At 50.8% G+C, this 1,796-nt stretch carries 3 protein-coding genes; all 3 read left to right on the plus strand.

Translation table 11 applies throughout. The features are described from left to right. Positions 1–462 precede the first annotated feature (462 nt). The 3 genes from Q0257_RS05060 to Q0257_RS05070 all read left to right on the plus strand — a co-directional run bounded on the left by Q0257_RS05060 (position 463) and on the right by Q0257_RS05070 (position 1,511). The gene (locus Q0257_RS05060; protein ID WP_298022341.1) at positions 463–648 is read left to right on the plus strand and encodes a hypothetical protein; all 186 of its coding nucleotides are present in this window, start codon (positions 463–465) and stop codon (positions 646–648) included. A 29-nt stretch (positions 649–677) separates the two neighbouring features. After that, positions 678–839, plus strand: a complete 162-nt coding sequence (locus Q0257_RS05065; protein WP_298022344.1) for a hypothetical protein — start codon at positions 678–680, stop codon at positions 837–839. A 144-nt stretch (positions 840–983) separates the two neighbouring features. Continuing rightward, positions 984–1,511, plus strand: a complete 528-nt coding sequence (locus tag Q0257_RS05070) for a hypothetical protein (RefSeq protein ID WP_298022347.1) — start codon at positions 984–986, stop codon at positions 1,509–1,511. Positions 1,512–1,796: the final 285 nt, after the last annotated feature.

Genomic DNA, 1,796 nt, shown 5'->3' on the forward strand with positions numbered 1-1,796 from the left:
CATCTACGCCAAGGACGAACACGGCTTTGCGCGCCGCTTCCTGCTCGTGCGCAAGGACGGACGCTGGCTCGTAGACAGATGCCAAGGCATGAGCGGCAAAAACCGTGGGCTGTAAAATTTGAGCGCAAAATTGGGCTCAAATTTCATCTGTGACGCGATCGCAGGATGAAATTTTATCCTTCCGCAAGCGCAGTGATAAAATTTCATCGGCGCTGCGAAAACAAAGATAAAGAGGGCGAATGAGCGGTAAAATTTCTGCGTACGACGGGCGCGGCGATCAAAAAAAAGGTGCGAATGAAAAGGCGAATTTTCTCCGAGCTGGGCGGCTTCGTGATAGAGGGTCCTCGCGCTGCTAGCGCGCTATCTGGATGAGCACGGGCTTGCGAACGGGGACGTTCTTGCTTATTTTACGCAGACTGAGCACGGCGGCGCGGTCACAAGAGAGGGCATCGCCGTGCCGTATTGGGCGTTCGCAGCGATTATTACGATTTTGCGGTTACCGTGGGCGAGGCGGATGAGGAAATTTTTAATCAAAACGAAGCGAAAATCATCTCTCGCGGCTGGGTCTTTCACTCATCAGGCACGCTAAAGATCGTAGGCATCGGCTATTTTAAAGATATGAGCCGCATCGGCGAGCAAAACAGCTGAGCTTTCGCCTAGAGCACGGTCGGTACCGCTTGGAAATTTTAGGCGGATACCGAAGCGCAAATTTTAGCGGCTCGCCGGCCTCCTGCGACGATACGCCTATTTTAAGCGATACGCCCGTTTTTCATCTACGGCTTATGCCTTCTGCCGAGCCTAAATTTAGCGGCGATTTGGAAACGTCATTTTATTTTTAGCAGAATTTATAAAATTTCGCGTAAAATTTCTCTTTTTATGCACGTTTAATACGCGGCGGGCAAGTAAAATTTTATGAATTTAGCCGCATTTCACCGCTGCGCCGAGTAAAATGCTATAATCGGCGCCAAATTACGGGAGGCGAGATGATTTTTAACGAACTTATGGACGTGCTGGCGCAAAACGGCTGGCAGATACGGCGCAGGGATGAAATTTGCCCGCCGCGAAGCGAATTTTTGGGCGGCAGATTTAAAAATTTAAGCGAAGATTTTTACCGCTTCGTTTGCTCTTTTGAAATTTTGAGCGACGCTGCGGACGCCGTTTGGTTCGTATCCGCCAGGGATTATGCGTCACCGAGCTCGGACGAGACGGAATTTTGCTACGAAGATTTTGAAAAAGACAGCCTGGAGTGCGCGGCTAACGATGCGCAAAGAGCCGCCGTGAGTGCGTTTTGGAGCGGGTGCTTGCCGTTTTTGTTTTCGGTCAGAGGCGAACGCTGCTTCGCGGGCATCCTCACGCAGGGCGCGGACGCGGGCAAGATCGTATTCGGTGCGGAACCGATCTATGAGGATGCCCTGGTTATTGCACAAAACTTCGAGGAGCTTATCGCTCTTTTCCTCGCCGTGCTCACGGACAAAAGCGCCGCGAAATATCCGCTTTCTTGCTTTGCGTAGCGGCATGCGATACGAACAAAGCGGTACTGCGAGCGCGAGTAAAACAGCGGCGGGGTGCGGGTAAATTTTAGCCTCGCGCAAAATCTACGCCGCGGATAATATCGGAGAGTAAAATTTCGCTCGATGTTTAGAGAAAAGCGCGGAAAAAACGGCGCCGCAAATTATACGAACCGCAAAAGCCCCGCTCGATGATTTGCAATAAAATTTTGATTTTAAATTTTACGCGCTTCGGCCAAAGACTTCGTCCCCGCCAAACAAGCCTTAGCCGCAGAAATTTTGATCTAA

The sequence above is a fragment of the uncultured Campylobacter sp. genome, assembly GCF_938018035.1.
Classification (GTDB): Bacteria; Campylobacterota; Campylobacteria; order Campylobacterales; family Campylobacteraceae; genus Campylobacter_B.